At 44.5% G+C, this 17173-nt stretch carries 16 protein-coding genes; 12 read left to right on the forward strand and 4 right to left on the reverse strand.

Annotated elements, in window-relative coordinates; translation table 11 throughout:
• Positions 1 to 13: 13 nt before the first annotated feature.
• Together B2746_RS04790 and B2746_RS04795 are read left to right on the forward strand one after the other, a co-directional pair.
• Complete coding sequence (locus tag B2746_RS04790) at positions 14 to 1804, forward strand: thiol-activated cytolysin family protein (RefSeq protein WP_290791530.1); 1791 nt, start codon at positions 14 to 16, stop codon at positions 1802 to 1804.
• A gap of 113 nt (positions 1805 to 1917) precedes the next feature.
• Positions 1918 to 2538 (forward strand): RICIN domain-containing protein, encoded by a 621-nt coding sequence (locus tag B2746_RS04795; protein WP_290791532.1) that lies wholly within the window; start codon positions 1918 to 1920, stop codon positions 2536 to 2538.
• Positions 2539 to 2574: 36 nt separating this feature from the next.
• Here B2746_RS04795 and B2746_RS04800 read toward each other — a convergent pair whose 3' ends face one another.
• On the reverse strand, positions 2575 to 3843 hold the full coding sequence (locus B2746_RS04800) for a DUF2130 domain-containing protein (RefSeq protein WP_290791534.1): 1269 nt from the start codon (positions 3841 to 3843) through the stop codon (positions 2575 to 2577).
• A gap of 122 nt (positions 3844 to 3965) precedes the next feature.
• Between B2746_RS04800 and B2746_RS04805 the strand changes: the two genes are divergently transcribed.
• From B2746_RS04805 to B2746_RS04845, 10 genes are all read left to right on the forward strand, one after another.
• Complete coding sequence (locus B2746_RS04805; protein WP_290791536.1) at positions 3966 to 4793, forward strand: DCC1-like thiol-disulfide oxidoreductase family protein; 828 nt, start codon at positions 3966 to 3968, stop codon at positions 4791 to 4793.
• Between the two features lie 10 nt (positions 4794 to 4803).
• Complete coding sequence (locus tag B2746_RS22805) at positions 4804 to 5022, forward strand: hypothetical protein (RefSeq protein WP_414655279.1); 219 nt, start codon at positions 4804 to 4806, stop codon at positions 5020 to 5022.
• Between the two features lie 24 nt (positions 5023 to 5046).
• Positions 5047 to 5712, forward strand: a complete 666-nt coding sequence (locus B2746_RS04810) for a DUF1731 domain-containing protein (protein WP_290791538.1) — start codon at positions 5047 to 5049, stop codon at positions 5710 to 5712.
• 74 nt (positions 5713 to 5786) lie between these two features.
• Entirely contained in the window at positions 5787 to 6380 is a 594-nt protein-coding gene (locus B2746_RS04815; RefSeq protein ID WP_290791540.1) for a TetR/AcrR family transcriptional regulator, read from the forward strand.
• 36 nt (positions 6381 to 6416) lie between these two features.
• The gene (locus B2746_RS04820; RefSeq protein ID WP_290791542.1) at positions 6417 to 6875 is read left to right on the forward strand and encodes a PaaI family thioesterase; all 459 of its coding nucleotides are present in this window, start codon (positions 6417 to 6419) and stop codon (positions 6873 to 6875) included.
• Between the two features lie 5 nt (positions 6876 to 6880).
• On the forward strand, positions 6881 to 8128 hold the full coding sequence (fabF, locus tag B2746_RS04825; RefSeq protein WP_290791544.1) for a beta-ketoacyl-ACP synthase II: 1248 nt from the start codon (positions 6881 to 6883) through the stop codon (positions 8126 to 8128).
• A 19-nt stretch (positions 8129 to 8147) separates the two neighbouring features.
• A complete protein-coding gene (locus B2746_RS04830; RefSeq protein ID WP_290791546.1) occupies positions 8148 to 9830 on the forward strand; it encodes a GMC oxidoreductase in 1683 nt (560 codons plus the stop codon).
• Positions 9831 to 9845: 15 nt separating this feature from the next.
• On the forward strand, positions 9846 to 10916 hold the full coding sequence (locus tag B2746_RS04835; protein WP_290791548.1) for a Gfo/Idh/MocA family protein: 1071 nt from the start codon (positions 9846 to 9848) through the stop codon (positions 10914 to 10916).
• Positions 10917 to 10926: 10 nt separating this feature from the next.
• Complete coding sequence (locus B2746_RS04840) at positions 10927 to 12225, forward strand: hypothetical protein (protein WP_290791550.1); 1299 nt, start codon at positions 10927 to 10929, stop codon at positions 12223 to 12225.
• Between the two features lie 93 nt (positions 12226 to 12318).
• Positions 12319 to 12906, forward strand: a complete 588-nt coding sequence (locus B2746_RS04845; protein WP_290791552.1) for a T9SS type A sorting domain-containing protein — start codon at positions 12319 to 12321, stop codon at positions 12904 to 12906.
• Between the two features lie 200 nt (positions 12907 to 13106).
• On the opposite strand, the gene B2746_RS04850 is transcribed toward B2746_RS04845, so the two are convergent.
• The 3 genes from B2746_RS04850 to B2746_RS04860 are packed head-to-tail and all read right to left on the reverse strand — an operon-like array spanning position 13107 to position 17165.
• A complete protein-coding gene (locus B2746_RS04850; RefSeq protein WP_290791554.1) occupies positions 13107 to 14174 on the reverse strand; it encodes a sialidase family protein in 1068 nt (355 codons plus the stop codon).
• A gap of 22 nt (positions 14175 to 14196) precedes the next feature.
• Complete coding sequence (locus B2746_RS04855; RefSeq protein ID WP_290791556.1) at positions 14197 to 16143, reverse strand: sialate O-acetylesterase; 1947 nt, start codon at positions 16141 to 16143, stop codon at positions 14197 to 14199.
• The gene (locus B2746_RS04860) at positions 16140 to 17165 is read right to left on the reverse strand and encodes a glycoside hydrolase family 43 protein (protein WP_290791558.1); all 1026 of its coding nucleotides are present in this window, start codon (positions 17163 to 17165) and stop codon (positions 16140 to 16142) included. The genes B2746_RS04855 and B2746_RS04860 overlap by 4 nt, the downstream gene beginning before the upstream one ends.
• Positions 17166 to 17173 lie beyond the last annotated feature (8 nt).

The following is a 17173-nucleotide window of genomic DNA, read 5'->3' on the forward strand; positions in this document are numbered from 1 at the left end:
TAAATAAACAATCATGAAAAAGATTATTGTATTAGTCTTACTATGCCTCGGAATGGGGCACCTGGTGAATGCTCAGTTAACAAGAAAAACGATAACAAGTAATAAGTCGGCAGCATTGGACATGCGCACGATTAATTTGAGTACATTATCTATCGATCAATTGCGATCTGGCACCTACAAGTCACAGCCAACTTATAATAAAATGGCCATGTTAGCAAATATGCCAAACCGTTATAAACCAGGAATAGCCATAAATTCAAGTACGAAGCAGGGCACTTCCAAATCAGGAATTCGGTATTATGTTTCAAAAAACAATATCAACCTGCCTTCCAATTCAAATGGAACAGTTTCAAAATCCGGTCAGGGGCAAAACAACAATTTTCTCATTTGCGAATCTTCTTTTGTTGGTTTTGGCAAACAGTTTGTTAGTTCACTACTGGGAATTCCTTCTTCGCAGAGTGATGAATTCAATATGGTTTTTCCGGGGGCATTATTCCGGGATGAAGACATCGTAAACGGACGATTTATACCTGTTGCATTGCCCAGAAGGCCATCTACACTGGCTATTAATGTAACCAATGCTGCAAGTGTTACTGAATCGGTAAGTAATTTCAATGATAAAAATACGGTGAACCAGGCTAAGAGTTCCTTGCTTAGCCGTATTGGTAATTCAAATGCAAATACGGATCATTTTTCGGCCAGTTTCGAAGTGAAATCTGCAACTGAGTTGGCGCTGAATATGGAGACTTCTTTTAATGTGGATCTGGAAGCATTATTAGGTTTGCCAATCAGTTTAGGTTCCAACATTGGTGGAGGCGTATCTGTCAGTACTGAATTTAACACGGCTATTGCCTATATGCGAAATATCAATTACACATTGTCGGTTGGTGGAAATTCGGTAGCTGGCGGTCCTCAGGCAACTATTGAAGGGGCAATTCCTCCAAATGTTGTATGTGTGGGGGATGTATTGTACGGAAATGTTTCCTTTATTATAGTTCGAAACCTGAGTACCCGAGCTGAGGCCAGGTTGGTGGCAGAAGAATTATTGGAAGTTACTCAACTCGGAGCCGGAGGGCGAGAATTGTCTGCGTCAGCAAAACTGGCATTCAGTACGAGTGCAGTGAGTGTATTGGTTTATGGTGGTGCCGGTGCATCTACTGTTAATACAGTGCGTAATTTGGATCAGTTAAGAGCAGAACTGGCGAAAGGTAATAATTCGGTAACAGGAGTGAATGCCATGCCCTTGTATTATACACTTTATTATGCAGCGGATAATGCGCCTGCAAAAGTTGCAGCATTTACAAGTTTTACAAATACCACCTGCTATCGGGCATCTCAACTGGAAGTTAGTCTGGAGTCTTTCAAGCCTTTGGCGGTGGTTGATTTTGGGGATGAAGAGTTGTATGGAAATATTAAAATTATCACAGATGCTACCTCCCGTACCAACAGCGTTGATTTTTGGAACGTGGGTTCTTCGAATCCGGTTGTAGGGAAAGCTGGTAATCAAATTAGTGGATTGAGTACCAGCAGGCTTGTCTTTAATGTAAATCCTGCATTGGTTGACGCTGATCAATCTGTAATTACCATTAATATGGAAATCAAAGATAAAATTATGCCGGAGGAAGTCCTGGGTGCTTCCGATGTTGCAAGAAGAAACGGGTTTGTTTCCTATGGTCCGAAGAAATTTTCACTTGATATGCGGGAAGTACAGGAGGCTGGTCCAAATGGTATTCTAAAAACATATGTGGTAAGTGAAGGGAATGCCCGGATTGAAGCAAAGCTTCGATTTAAGTTAATTCGTTGATTTTTTAAGAGTGGTATATGAATAAGATACTAGTACTGTATTTGCTTACTCACCTGTTGTATTTAAGTTCATTTCCGCTAATGGTTTTGCATTCGGATCCCAAATTTTCAGTAATGGGTATTCAAACAAATATTCCGGTTATTGCAAAACAGGTGCGATATGGTATAAGCAATTATTATCTGACAGATAACCGGCCTGATTTGTATTGTAAAATTCCGGCATTAACAACTGTTTCTCCCCTGGGTAATGTGGATGTGACGGAGGGTGTGTATATGATTGTACATGTACCTACCGGGAAATTATTGGACGCTGGACAGGCATCTGCTACTACCAATGGAATGCAACCGGTGATTCACGAGGGTAAAATGATGCAGGATAATAAAGTGGAGATTTATCAGCGCTGGAAAGTGAATCGGGTTGGTGGTATTTCAGGTGGTTACACGATCGAGAATTTGCAGTCAGGCAAGGTATTGGAGTCAGACTACCTTTGTATGAATGAGAATGGTTGCAAAGTGACTGTTCGCGATCGGCTGGCATTATTCGTGCCGGATCGTCGTAACCAGGAATGGTATATTGAACGGATTGGAAAAGGTCTTGAATTTCGAATTCGGAATGTATTGAAAGCGGAGCAGGTGCTCGACCCTGGGGCCGCTTCTGCAAATGGTACCAAGGTGGGCACCAATAAGAGACGTGCAATAGCCAGCCAGCAATGGCGCTTTGTGAAAGTAAACTAAGTTTTTCACCCGACCGGTGGCACCGGTCGGGTGAATTTATTCCGGGAGGGAGAGGGGGTCATCTTCGAGTTCCAGATTGATGGAGTCGGAACCAGCGATACCTTCAATACTGCCTCGGATATGCGCAGCATTCAGCAATACTTTTTCCAGTTGTTTCTCGCGTGATTTCCACAGTTTTTCCATAGCATCCCGCTCTTTCTGGATGGAGAGTTTCATACTCATGAACCCTTCACGGATCGCTTTCCATTGTTCGGAAAATTCATTGCTCGTAAGGTAATCGTAGAGCATATGCATTTTATCGCCTTTGTTCTCCTGATTACGAACAGCATTAAATACTTTAATCAATGTTTCTCGCAGTACCTGTGCGAGTGGTCGTACTTCGGCAAAGGAACAGATCCAGATCCCGTTTTTCTCGCCGAACTGATCCATCTCATCCGGCATGGTTTGCGTAACCAGGATCGCGATATCCGCACCCTGGCTTCGCATATCTGCTTTCAGTTTTTCAATCCAGTCGCGGGTAAAGCCCTTCGTTCGTTTGCTTTCATAAATAATTTTTCCGCATTCCTGTCCAAATTGATTCCGAACTGTTTGAATCGTATCCGCCCCTCGTACTCCTTTACCCACTTCACTGATCAGGTCAAAGGGAAAAGTGCTTTTAAGCATTTCTTCGAGCGCCAGCTCCTGAACTTCCCCCTGCAACTGCATGCTGCCCTGCTCGGCTTTGCGTTTCATTTCTTCAGCCAGTTTTTTCTGGTCCTCCAATTGTTTTTCCAGCTCTTTCAACCGCATTTGAAATTCCGATTCCCGCGCAGCTGTTTTTTGCTCTTCAATTTTCCGAAGTTCTTCTGAAAGTTTGCCTCTTTCTTCCTGTAACTGGCGTTGCAAACTAATCTCCAACTCCGCTTCCTTCGTTTTCAACTCTTGTTCCTTACGTAAGAAATCAAGCTCCTTTAACCGGGCGGTTTTTAGTTTTTCTTCTATATCGCGATTATTATCCTTCAGCAGGGTTAACTGATTTTCATAATCAGCCTGCAGGTTCTGGCGAATAGTCAATTCCATCTGCTGGTTCTGTTTCTTCAGTTCCTGCTCCAGTTGCTGACGGAATCCCAGTTCCTGCTGCCGTTTGAATTGCTCAAAGGCTTCGTCTTTTTTCTTTAATTCTTCCTCTTTCTGCCGGCGATATTCCACCATTTTTTCCCTGAGTTCCTGCTTCTCTTTTTCGATCGCTTCTTTCAACTCATCGTTCAGCGCTTCTTCCAGCGGGAATTCATGTCCGCAATTCGGGCATTTAATATTCGTAGGCATACATCCACAATTTGGGGCAATTTAGGCCATCTTGCCTTTCCGACTGCCTTGTTTAGATTAAACTTTCAGAAATATTTGAAAATAAGAGAACTTGTAGTAGATTTGATGTATAAATCGATGGTATGAAAACATTGCATGGATTTATCATTTTATATGATGCCGATTGTCCCCTTTGCCGGGTTTATACGAATGATTTTGTTCAAACAGGTATGCTGGATATGGAGGGAAGACAATCGTACCAGGAAATGCCGGCAACATGTGCCGTACATGTAAATCAGCAAAAAGCCGTAAATGAAATCGCGCTGGTGAATCCGGTTACCGGAGAAGTGTATTATGGAATTGAAAGTTTGCTAAAGATACTTGGACATGCATGGCCGGTATTCCGTCCGCTTTTTTCCTGTGGGTTCTTTATTGGTGTGATGAAGATCCTGTATAGGCTCATTTCCTACAATCGGCGGGTATTCCTCCCGGTTGCAGTTGGAACAGAGTCAGAAGCAGCGCAACCAGGCTTTCATCGTGGCTATCGAGCAGCGTTTCTGGTTTTTTCCTGGCTCCTGGTTTCAATGATTTTGCATTGGTATGGAGCCGGAATGGAACCAGTTCTGACAATAGGAGAATGGTATCGGGAGCCGCTGATCTGCGGTGGACAACTCTTGTTTCAGGGATTAGTAGTTGGAGCAATTGCACCGCGTAAAATCTGGGATTATCTGGGTAATTTGATGGTGGTATCAATGTTGGGGGCAATTGCATTACTCTTCTCTGGACTGATTTTAAAAGCAGCGACAGCGGGTGCCATCTGGTATGCAGGAGCATTTTTACTTACGGTCGGCGCCATGTTACTGGAACATGCAAGACGCTGCAAATTATTGGAAATGGGTATCGGCTATTCTATCAGCTGGGTACTATACAGGATACTTTTAGTAGGAATTTTAATAAACGGATGGTTATGAAAAAAAAATCATTTTAGCAGGCGGACAGGGTTACCTGGGCAGGGTTTTAAGCCGGTTTTACGAAGCTGCCGGCGCAGATGTTGTGGTGCTGGGCAGAAAACCTGCAGCAGCAACCAGCAGGATTCGTACCCTCCAATGGGATGGCAAAATGCCGGGCAATTGGAAAGAAGAATTAGAGAACGCTGATTTGCTCGTCAACCTCTGCGGTAAAAATGTGAACTGCCGATAGACCGAAAAAAACAAAGCGAAGATTTTGCGTTCCAGATTGGAACCAACTCAATTATTGAATGATGTCCTTGTCCTATTGAAAAATCCGCCACCCTGCTGGATCAATATCAGTTCTGCCACTATATACCGGCATGCAGAAGATCGTGCCCAGGGCGATTATACCGGAGAAATCGGCTACGGCTTCTCCATTGAAGTTTGCAAAGCCTGGGAGGCGGTTTTTTTCAAAGAAGAAATTCCCGGTGTTCGAAAAGTGGCACTTCGGTTAGGCATCGTGTTAGGAAGAGAAGATGGCGCTTTTCCAAGGCTCCTGAACCTCACCCGATTTGGATTAGGCGGTAAATTAGGAAATGGACTCCAGTATATTTCCTGGATTCATGAACAGGACACTGCCAGAGCCATTGACTGGATTTGCCAGCATCCGGAATTCACAGGTCCAATTAATTGCACCGCCCCGCAACCGATACAGCAGGCTGATTTTATGCAATGCCTTAGAAATTCGCTGGGTGTACCAATCGGATTGCCTACTCCGGTATGGTTGCTTGAGATAGGGGCTTGGTTAATCGGAACCGAAACGGAATTACTCTTGAAGAGTCGGTGGGTGGTCCCGGAAAAGCTGCTGGAATCCGGTTTCCGTTTTCATTACTCCAAAATTGAAGCAGCTATTTCTGATCTCCTGGCCTTGCGTCAATAAAGATTGGGAAAGCATTGGCTGTCAGTATTTTGTTTAAATATACTAAATGGTATAAATTCGCAGAATATTTCATCATGACAAAAGCAGAACGCACCCGGCAATACATCATTGAAAAAGCAGCCGTCTTATTCAATACAAAGGGATATGCAGATACCTCTCTGAATGATATAGTTTCGATAACCGGTTTAACAAGAGGGGCGATCTATGGTAATTTCACCAATAAAGATGAATTGTCGATTGAAGTGTTCAGCTACCATTTCAATCTGTTAAGAAGAGCAGTGGGAAATGCGATGGACCAGGAATCAGGAGCAGTTGAAAAATTAAAAGCGATGACCGCCTTTTATCGTCAGCATTATGCGGCGATGGCAGCCCGTGGTGGTTGTGCTATCCTAAACGCAGCTACTGAAGCAGATGATAATTTCCCATTACTGCGTACCAAAGTGAGAGCCAGTATTAAATCCTGGCAGAAAGCACTGGTTAAAATTCTGGAAGATGGAAAATTAGCCAGACAGATTCAGCCTAAACTTGATTCTGTGCGTTTTTCAAGTTTACTGATCGCTATGATTGAAGGAGGGATCATGCTGGCTAAAATTCAGAAAGAGGAAGCTTCCCTGGTATTGGTACTGGATAAAATTGACCAGATCATCGATCAGGATGCCCGCATATAAATTTTTTTATCAAAAAAAATACCAAATGGTATATTTATGAAAATAGAATCTACTGTGGATCTTAACCAGCCGCTCTTAAAATTACAGGAATATATTGGCCAGCCTGCGCCAAAAGGTATTTCGCCGGTTTTTAACTGGCTGGCACCCCAACTCACCCATGCCGAAGCAGGTCATGTTCGGTTCGATTACACCATAAGTAAGGAATGGCTGAATCCAATGCAAACTCTGCATGGAGGGGTAATGGCTACGATCATGGATGATGCCATTGGCGTAGCCGTTTTTTCACTCGGATTACCCACTTATTTTACCACCATCAATTTATCGGTCGATTATTTTGTACCAGCGAATCCAGGTGAAAAGGTTAGTGCCAAAGCCGAGGTAATAAAAGCAGGTCGTCAGGTGATCCACGCCATCTGTGAAGTTCGCCACAGCGGAACAGGTAAGTTGTTGGCACGCGCAACCAGTAATCTTATGAAAACATCCAAAGAAAAATGAATAATATGAAACGAGTCGTAATAACCGGAATGGGCGTGATTTCTCCTCTGGGAAACAGCCTTCCGGAATTTAAGAAAGCCCTCTTTGAAGGAGTATCCGGTGCAGGTCCCATTACAAAATTTGATGCAGGCTTGTTTAAAACCCGTTTTGCAGCCGAAGTAAAGGGGTTTGATCCCCTTCAGTTTATGCAAAAGCAGGATGCCCGCAAATATGATTTGTTTACCCAGTATGCCCTTGCTGCAACGCAGGAAGCAGTAACACAAGCCGGGATTGATTTTGAACAACTCAACAGAAATCGCATCGGAGTCATCTGGGGTTCCGGAAACGGTGGTATTGAAACCTTGCAGAATGAGCTGCTTGAATTTGCCATAGGTGATGGTACCCCGCGTTTCAATCCTTTCCTGATTCCCAAAATGATCGTTGATATTGCATCTGGTATTATCTCCATTCGCTATGGTTTAAGGGGATTAAATTTCACTACGGTATCTGCCTGTGCCAGTTCAACGACTGCACTTATCGATGCCTTCAATTATATCCGTTGGGGCAAGGCTGATATGATCATTACCGGTGGATCGGAAGCTGCCATTACGGAAGTAGCTGTAGGCGGATTCAATGCTTCCCGGGCCCTGTCCACCAGAAATAAAGAGATGAGCACAGCTTCCCGCCCGTTTGATCCTACCCGCGATGGATTCGTAATTGGTGAAGGAGCGGGTGCATTGGTGGTAGAAAGTATGGAACATGCACAACAAAGAGGGGCTACCATATTAGGAGAAATCGTTGGTACCGGAATGGCTGCTGATGCCTGGCATTTAACCGGAACACATCCTGAAGGGGAAGGTGCATTTCTGGGTATGCAGGAAGCGCTGCAGGAAGCCGGCATCCGGGCAGATCAGCTGGATTACCTCAATGCACATGCCACTTCCACCCCACAGGGAGATACCAGTGAATTAACTGCCATTTCCAGAGTTTTTGCAGGTTCGAAAAACTTGAGTATTAGTGCTACCAAATCCATGACCGGACATTTACTTGGCGCCGCTGGTGCTGTTGAAGCGATTATATCCATTTTGGCCATTCAGCAAAACAAAGTACCTCCCACCATCAATACCGTCAATGTTGAAGGCGATTTTGCACAGCAGTTTCATTTACCGCTTGGGAAAGCCACTGAAAAAGAAATAAGGTACGCCATGACTAATACTTTTGGATTTGGCGGACATATTGCCACCGCATTGTTTAGAAAATGGAGCGGAACCTGATCGATTCGTATATTTATGCATGGCTAAGAACTACGATGCTATTGTGATTGGCTCCGGCATCAGCGGAGGTTGGGCAGCTAAAGAATTATGTGAAAAAGGGCTGAAAACCATCTTGTTGGAACGCGGTCCGGATGTAAGACATTTGAAAGATTATCCAACTGCAACTATGCATCCCTGGGAGTTTCCCCATCGCGATCAGTTAACTAAAAAATTCCTGGAAGAAAATCCGATTGCCAGTAAATGTTATGCGTTAGGTGAAAGCTCTGCGCATTTTTTTGTGAAGGATAACGAACATCCTTATACGCAGGAAAAACCCTTCGACTGGATTCGGGGCTATCAGGTAGGAGGGAAGTCCCTTTTATGGGCCCGTCAAACCCAACGCTGGAGTCGGTATGATTTTGAAGGTCCGGGTAGAGATGGATTTGCCGTAGACTGGCCTATCCGTTATGATGATATCGCCCCCTGGTACAGCCATGTAGAAAAATTTGTCGGCATCAGTGGAAACAAAGATGGATTGGAGACCCTGCCCGATGGTGAGTTTCTGCCGCCCTGGGAAATGAATTGCGCAGAGAAATCCATCACTGCTGCTATTAAAAAAAATTATTCCGATCGCTTTCCTGTAATTGGTCGATGTGCCCATTTAACACAACCTCAGCCTATTCATTTGGAACAAGGACGTGGCCAATGCCAGGCCAGGAGTTTATGTGAACGGGGTTGCCCTTTTGGTGGCTATTTCAGTTCCAATTCTTCCACCATTCCATGGGCAGCGAAAACGGGCAATCTTGAATTGCTTCCCAATTCAGTAGTGCATTCAATATTGTATGATGAACAAACGCAAAAGGCAACTGGTGTTTTGGTGGTGGATGCCATCACAAAAGAACAGCGGGAATATAAAGCAGCTGTCATTTTTGTAACAGCAGCAACGCTCAATACCAATCTGATTTTATTGAATTCTGTATCCAGGCGTTTTCCGGATGGATTGGGAAATGATACTGGTTTATTGGGAACACATATTGCATTTCATAATTACCGTGGATTAATTACTGGCTCCCTGAAAGGATTTGAATCGGATTATTACCGGGGGCGCCGCCCCTGTGCCGTTATGATGCCGAATTTTCGCAATGTGCAAAAACAGGAAATGGATTTTCAACGGGGCTATATGAGTTTTTTTAGTGCGTATCGTCCCGGTTACGGTAGAGGCGGAGATGGATTGGGTGCTGAATTAAAGGAGTCCTTATCAGAACCCGGCGACTGGAAAGTATTTATGATGATGCAGGGTGAAACCATTCCTAAAAAATCCAATCGTGTTCAGTTAGATCCGGAGGTGAAAGATGATTGGGGCATTCCGCGTTTATCCATCTCCGTTGATTATGATGAAAATGATGAAAAAATCCTGGCTGATTTTCTGCAACAGGGACAGGAAATGCTGGAGAAAGCGGGGGTGTATGACATAACGGTAAGTGATAGTAAACAGGCACCCGGACTGGATATCCACGAAATGGGTGGAGTTCGGATGGGGCATGATCCTGATTCATCTTTGTTGAATAAATGGAATCAATTGCATCACTGTAAAAATGTATTTGTAACGGATGGGGCTTGTATGACATCCACCGGAACGCAGAATCCTTCCCTTACCTTTATGGCAATTACAGCAAGGGCAGCCAATTATGCAGTGGATGAATTGAAAAAAATGAATCTCTAAATAGTTACGCGCAACATGAAAAAAATTAAAGTTTTGGTGGTGGGTTGTGGAAATATGGGTGCATCACATGCGCTTTCCTATCACCTGCTGGATGGATTTGAAATTTGCGGAATAGTATCACGTGGCGATAGCAAAAAAATCCTGAACGATAAATTGGGGGGCGATTATCTGTTGTATGATTCCTATGAAGCTGCCCTGGCAGAAGCGAAGCCGGATGCGGTTTGTATATCCACCTATCCCGATACCCATGAGTCTTATGCAATACAGGCATTTGAAGCCGGCGCGCATGTTTTTTTGGAGAAGCCGGTAGCGGATACTGTGGCAGGAGCAGAGCGGGTGGTGGCTAAAGCAAAAGAAACAAATCGTAAACTGGTGGTAGGTTATATATTACGACATCATCCCAGCTGGATTTATTTTATTGAACAGGCGCAACAACTGGGTAAACCTCTGGTAATGCGCATGAACCTGAATCAACAAAGTCATGGGTTGATGTGGCAGGTGCATCGAAACCTGATGAAGAGCCTGAGCCCGATTGTAGACTGTGGTGTGCATTATATTGATGTGATGTGCCAGATGGCCCGATCCAAACCGGTTCAGGTTTCGGCTATAGGTGCTCGTTTGACTGAAGAAATTCCTGCAGGTAATTACAATTACGGCCAGTTGCAGATTCGTTTTGAGGATGGATCGGTGGGCTGGTATGAAGCAGGGTGGGGGCCGATGATCAGTGAAACGGCTTTTTTTGTGAAGGATGTAATTGGTCCAAAGGGGTCGGTTTCCATTGTGGCAAAAGAAGCAAGCGGAACCGGACAATCGGATGATGTATCCTCACATACCAAAACGGAATCAATCCGAATTCATGCAGGCGAGCTGACAGCTGATGGACGTTTTGTTCATGCTGATAAATGGGTGGATCTCGAAGATGAACCCGATCATCAGGAATTATGCAACCGGGAACAACGCTATTTTTTAAAAACAATTTTGGAAGATATTGATTTGGGTGACCACATGGAAGATGCGGTGAATAGTTTGCGAATCGCTTTTGCCTGCGATGAATCGGTTCGAACCGGACAAGTTGTTCAGCTATAATTTAACCAGTATGAATACACGCTTTTGGATACTATGCTGCTTATTGATTTCTGGTGGCGGCCTCCTTGCACAGATTGCTGAACCAGGTGCAGCATTACCCGGCTGGAAGGAAGGCTATCTTGATTTGCATCATATCAATACAGGAAGAGGAAGTGCGGCCTTTTATATATTCCCCGATGGAACGAGTCTGCTGGTAGATGCAGGAGAAATGGATATTCACGATGGCCGTACTTTTACCCCTCGCAACAGCCAGCTCGTACCAAATGATAATAAGAAACCCTATGAATGGATCGCAGCATATATAAAGCGATTTCATCCTGCTGCCAAACCGGTATTGGATTATGCACTCATTACCCATTTTCATGATGATCATTTTGGCGCCTGGTATCCGGAAATGCCTATGACAAAAAACGGAGGGTATGGATTAACGGGAATAACGGGAGTAGCTGAACTGATTCCTGTTCGGATTTTACTTGACCGGGGCTATCCGTCCTACTCTTACCCGGTGGATAAAAAACGTTGGCTGGAACAGGTTGGTAAAAATGATACGCCTTATCGGAAAACGATGGAAAATTATTTTCGCTTTGTTGAATATGGAGTGAAAAATGGCATGCAGGCAGCAACTCTTAAAGCGGGCTCATCCAGCCAGATAAAATTGCAATATAAAGCCGCCTCCTACCCGCAGTTCAGCATACGAAATTTGAAATCAAATGGACTGATCTGGACTGGTCGGGATAGCAGTGCTGTAGATCATTTTCCGCCTGCCAATCCGGATCTGCCCTTTAGCTGGCCGGATGAGAACAGTATGAGTCTGGCTTTGCTGCTGCACTATGGGTCATTTAGATATTATACCGGTGGAGATAATCCGGGTATATTGTTTTATGGTAATCCTGTTTGGCGGGATGTTGAAACCCCCATGGCAAAAGTGACCGGGCGGGTGGATGTGGCTACCTTGGATCATCACGGCAACCGGGATGCGGTGAATGAGTTTCAGGTGAAGACCCTGCAGCCCCGGGTATGGATCGGGCAGAGCTGGTCGGCTGATCATCCCGGACATGAAGTGCTGGTGCGGATGGTGAGTCCCTATTTATATCCTGGTCCACGAGATCTGTTCGCTACTAATATGCTGGAAGCCAACCGGCATGTAATTGGTCCAATGATAGATCGTTCCTATAAAAGCCAGCAGGGACATATCCTGGTTCGCGTATTGCCGGGTGGTAATCATTATTATGTAATAATTCTGGACGACCAAACGGAAACGACCAGGATCAAGACCGTATTTGGGCCATATGAATCCTTGTCGAAATAATTCGAATCCTGACTTAAGCGGAAAATAAGGGGTTTCTACTATTGCCGGGATTAAATTAGGCTATTATTTTAGCTTGTTAATTAAAATCCGGCTATGCAAAAACCACCCCTGTTCCCTGCCTGGCTGCTTCTGTTGTGTTTACTTTTAACCCAAACAACAATGGCGCAGGCACCTGATGACTGGAAACGATTTGTTGCTTCCCAACATAAAAATTCCGTAGTACTTTCCTGGGAAACCTTTGCTGAATATGATTCCAAAGAATTTATGGTACAGCATAGTGTTGGGGGGACTGGTTGGACATCTATTGGTACAGTGGCTGCTGCCGGATCAAGTGGAACGGTTAATACCTATAAGTATACTCATACTACTCCAACAAATGGTATAAATTATTATAGAATTATGCTGGTGAATCAAAATGGGCGAAACCAGTTTACCAAAGTGATTCAGTTGGAGTTTGAAGAAAAAGTCCCCATTCGGATTTACCCAAACCCGGTTTTGAATGGGATTTTGAATGTTCAATTAGATCATGATGAGGATATTACCATATTTACAAGAAATGGAAAGGCATTGATGCATAAATTTTGCGCTGCAGGAAAATCGAAACTATATGTGAACGATCTTCCGGCAGGTTTGTACCAGTTTAAAGCGGGCGATGAAGTAAAACAGTTTTTTATCCGGTGAGTTGATTCGCCGGCTTTTTTGTCGCTGATGTTGTGTTTAAGAGTTTTCTCCTATTGCAGGATGGAGAAATTCAGTATACTTTTAACCCGGGCCAAAATTTGCCCGGTTTTTTATTGGTTTTATTCCAGTTTGAATATAAGTAGTGGTTCACTTACCAGAAGGTGAAACCCTGTCCCCCTTTCCGTTTGGTTAGGGGGATTTTATTTTAGTTGAAGTTCAATGTGTTTTATGTTTTTTCGGTCATACGTGTAGGTTATATGGATTGTTTCCTCACTGTCTTGAATAACCGCTGGATAACTGTATTCACCTCTTGGCTCGTTTTCAAGTTGGATCAGATCCTGCCAGTTATGTCCGTCTTTTGATAAGGCTACATGTAACTGGTTGCGGCCATTCCACCAGTCTTTCCCAGCGGACAGGGGATTATAGACCAGTAGTTGCCAGCCATTCTTAAGGCTAACAGCGTCTGATCCTGAATTAGGGTTGGGCAGGTTGGTTTTTGTTAAAGGTCCCCAGGTTTTTCCCTGATCCTTCGACCAGCATTCGATGATATAGTTCTGACGGCTTCTTGAAAGCAGTTGCAGATCACCGTTCGGATAGGTTAAAATGCTGGGTTGGATGACACCGAAAGTGTCGTTGTTGATGAAGATTTTTTGCCAGTTTTGGAAATTGGCATCTGATTTTTCTAAATGAATCTGCCAGACTTTTTCGTCGAGGCTTTCGGTGCTGGAAGGGTAGAGGAGGGATCCGTCTTCGAGTTGGATGGGTTTATTTTTGATGGGACCCAGAAATTCATCAGGTAGTTTTATTGCTGCTGTCCATGTGGCTCCATTATCGGCGGAAGTTTTGTATTCGCCCCACCATTCGCGAGGGTTAGGGCCGACTTTATAAAACAGGACGAGCTTGTTTTCATTGCTGCGGAATAAAACAGGATTCCAGGTAGGATAGCGAAGAGTATCGTTGATAATCCCATCTGCCACTTGTTGTGGTTTTGACCATTTTCCGTTTTTCAATTTGGCGATATAAATGACAACTTCCTTATGTGATTCATGTGGACCTGCAAACCAGGCAGCCATTAGTTGGTTTTCTGGCAGTTCAACGATAGTAGAGGCATGACAACTCGCAAAGGGCGGGGTGTCTACAATGAGGGTCTCTGATCTGATTTCCACTTTTGGCGAACTGGTTGCCTCCGGGAATGATGCGCTATTACATGAAATCATGGTTGTGAGGAACAGGAGCGCAATGGTTGAAAAAAACTGAAATCGCATCATCTTTCCGGAATTTGCAGGAAAGTTACTGGTTTTCGCTTTCACCCGACCGGTGCCACCCGACCGGTGGCACCGGTCGGGTGAAAGGGGAGGCGGGAAGACCGGAACGGTTGTACAGGTTGGGTTGTACGGGATTGTCGGAATGGGCATAGCGGATATAGGCAGGTACGGGAACCTCAGGGCACCAGGCAATCACGGAATTGCCATCCAGGCGAGTCTGCACCCAATAGAATTTTTTATCCTCCCCGGCGATGGCAAACTCAGCGGGCGGCTCTCCGTCAATTGTTATGAGCCCTTCTCCCAAATGATCAAATTCGATTAGTACCCGGGCAAGTCCATTCTCCTTGATACTATCCAACCGAACCGACCTTACTAACGGTCCTGAATAAACGATATCCTCTCCATATGCTAATTTCATGGCACCCAGTGCCAATCGTTCTCCAACCCCTTTTTTATTATCAGGATGAATATCATTCCATTCGCCCAGATCAAGGGCGATGGCCATCGCTGTATTCGGAACCTCCAATAATTGCGCCTGGGCCTCCCGCATCAGGGCCCAGTTTGATTCCGATGGCAGGTAATTATAATCCATAAATCCAGGTAACTGAACATACAAGAAGGGCAGCTCACCCTGTTTCCAGGCACTTCGCCATTGAGTTATCTGTTTTTTTGACAGTTCCAGGTATTCCTGCGGTTTTCCTGCATTGCTTTCCCCCTGATACCAACAAAATCCTTTGATGGTATAATTGGTAACCGGTGCTACCATTGCATTGTATAATGCGGATGCTTTGTTCTGGTCACTCCCTCCATATCCATAAGCAGAGGGAAGCGGAATATGCACTGCACCAACTTTGTATTCCCATGGTCCATACAACTCAACGGTGTCCTTATCCGAAAACAGGTAATAGGGTTTATCCGGCACAAAACCACCCTTGCCACTGTTATTGGTGATCCGTACCACCAATAGATTTTTCCCCGGCACCAAAACATCTGCAGGGATTGCATAACGGCGCTGTGGATAGAGATAGGTTGTTTGTCCGATTTTTTTACCATTGAGATAAACTTCTTCTGCATCCACAATCCTGCCCAAAAACATTCGGGCTGCTTTTCCCGTCATTGATGCTGGGACCGTGATTTCTTTCCGATACCAGATCACGCCATTAAAATCTTTCACTCCCTGATCTTCCCAATATCCTGGCACATAAATAGATCGCCATCCGATTGGTTTATAAATAGGATCATACCAATGCAGCGGACCACTCAACCCTTTATCAACAGGAGTTAAGGGGCGCGCTGGGATTACCGATAATTGAGTGCTGCCAGTATGCGCTGAATCACCCGGCGGGTGAGTTGATCCACCAGTCCACGCTTCGATAGGTGTACCACCTACGCTTGCATTAATAATGCCAATCGGAACACCATATTTTTCGAACAGTTTTTTCGCAAAAAAATAGGCCACAGCGGAAAAGGGACGGATATCTTCTCCCACGGCAGATTTCCAATAACCGGATGGCAAGTCTTCTGCAGCGCCATCCAGTTTAGTGCCCGTAGGAATCCAGAACTGCCGGATCTGCGGATTATTCGCCTGTGCAATTTCATTGGCATAGGTGACATCATGAATATTCAACTGGTGCACCATATTACTTTGCCCGCTGCAAAACCAGACATCACCAAAAAGAACCTCCTTCAATACAATTGTATTACTGCCTTTAAATGAAATGGTATAAGGTCCGCCTGCCCTTGTGGGGGGGAGTTCTATCATCCATCTGCCCTCAGCATTACCCAGTGTACGAATTATTTTTCGGTTAAAGCTTACCGTTATTTTTTCCTTTGGTGAAGACCAACCCCATATTCGGACGGGCTGGTCTCTTTGCAAAATCATGCTGTCTCTAATGATTTGAGGCAGACGAATTTCTGCCTGCAAACAATAGCTGAATAGAATCAGCAGGAAGGTGCAAAGCATATTTTTCATAACAGGAATGTTTTTTTTGAATAGGGATCAATAGTTTTTATAAACCCGTTTTCATCGTGGTGCAATTCGGCCATTTTTACTGATCGTAAATGGGTAACTCCTTCACTCAAACTGGAATCATGATAAAACAAATACCAGCGATCATTAAATGAACAGATTGAATGATGTGATGTCCAGCCAATTACCGGTTCCAATATTCTTCCAGCGTAGGTAAATGGTCCATAGGGAGAATGTCCAATAGCATAACAGATATAATGTGTATCACCGGTTGAATAGGAGAAATAATACCGGCCATTATAGGAATGCATCCAGCTTGCTTCAAAAAATCGCCTCTCTTTGTCGCCTTCCAATAAGGGTTGGCCGTTTTCATCCAAAATCAACAGATCACGTGGTGCTTCTGCAAAGGACAATAAATCCTCACTTAGCCTCACTACTTTGGGACAAAGTGCCGGTTCTGTATCCAGGGGTAAATGTGCAAAAGGTCCTTCGCCTTCCGCAACAAATTTACCGGTTCTCCAGCGCTGCAACTGTCCGCCCCAGATACCACCAAAGTACATATAATATTCTCCTTCTTTATCCTTATACACAGCGGGATCAATGGAAAAACTTCCCGCAATAGGCGCTGGTTGCGCTGTAAACGGGCCAACAGGAGAGTCGCTGACGGCCACCCCTATCCGAAACACTCCCGCCTTATCTTTAGCCGGAAAAAACAAATAGAACTTCCCCTCTTTTTCTGCTGCATCAGGTGCCCACAACTGTTGGGAAGCCCAGGGTACATCCGCTACAGATAATGCAACTCCATGATCCACTGCTGCCGCTCCCGGATGCTCCATCGATAATACATGATAATCCTGCATGGCAAAATGACTGCCTAAATCATCAAATGGAATATTCGATTCCACATCATGCGATGGATAAATATAGATTCGTCCATCAAATACATGGGCTGAAGGATCTGCCGTATAAATATGGTCCACCAATGGCTGGGAAATAGCTTTTCGTTTCAGTTTGTTGATATCCATAAAAAAGG

This window comes from Flavihumibacter sp. UBA7668 (assembly GCF_002483205.1).
GTDB lineage: Bacteria > Bacteroidota > Bacteroidia > Chitinophagales > Chitinophagaceae > Flavihumibacter.

What these genes read in the sequence shown, in the direction of transcription:
- B2746_RS04800 (WP_290791534.1), bottom strand. Translation starts at nt 3,843, where the DNA reads ATGCCTACGAATATTAAATGCCCGAATTGCGGACATGAATTCCCGCTG.
- B2746_RS04835 (WP_290791548.1), top strand. Translation starts at nt 9,846, where the DNA reads ATGAAAAAAATTAAAGTTTTGGTGGTGGGTTGTGGAAATATGGGTGCA.
- B2746_RS04845 (WP_290791552.1), top strand. Translation starts at nt 12,319, where the DNA reads ATGCAAAAACCACCCCTGTTCCCTGCCTGGCTGCTTCTGTTGTGTTTA.
- B2746_RS04840 (WP_290791550.1), top strand. Translation starts at nt 10,927, where the DNA reads ATGAATACACGCTTTTGGATACTATGCTGCTTATTGATTTCTGGTGGC.
- B2746_RS04850 (WP_290791554.1), bottom strand. Translation starts at nt 14,174, where the DNA reads ATGATGCGATTTCAGTTTTTTTCAACCATTGCGCTCCTGTTCCTCACA.
- B2746_RS04790 (WP_290791530.1), top strand. Translation starts at nt 14, where the DNA reads ATGAAAAAGATTATTGTATTAGTCTTACTATGCCTCGGAATGGGGCAC.
- B2746_RS04830 (WP_290791546.1), top strand. Translation starts at nt 8,148, where the DNA reads ATGGCTAAGAACTACGATGCTATTGTGATTGGCTCCGGCATCAGCGGA.
- B2746_RS04805 (WP_290791536.1), top strand. Translation starts at nt 3,966, where the DNA reads ATGAAAACATTGCATGGATTTATCATTTTATATGATGCCGATTGTCCC.
- B2746_RS04795 (WP_290791532.1), top strand. Translation starts at nt 1,918, where the DNA reads ATGGGTATTCAAACAAATATTCCGGTTATTGCAAAACAGGTGCGATAT.
- B2746_RS04855 (WP_290791556.1), bottom strand. Translation starts at nt 16,143, where the DNA reads ATGAAAAATATGCTTTGCACCTTCCTGCTGATTCTATTCAGCTATTGT.
- B2746_RS04815 (WP_290791540.1), top strand. Translation starts at nt 5,787, where the DNA reads ATGACAAAAGCAGAACGCACCCGGCAATACATCATTGAAAAAGCAGCC.
- fabF (WP_290791544.1), top strand. Translation starts at nt 6,881, where the DNA reads ATGAAACGAGTCGTAATAACCGGAATGGGCGTGATTTCTCCTCTGGGA.
- B2746_RS04860 (WP_290791558.1), bottom strand. Translation starts at nt 17,165, where the DNA reads ATGGATATCAACAAACTGAAACGAAAAGCTATTTCCCAGCCATTGGTG.
- B2746_RS04820 (WP_290791542.1), top strand. Translation starts at nt 6,417, where the DNA reads ATGAAAATAGAATCTACTGTGGATCTTAACCAGCCGCTCTTAAAATTA.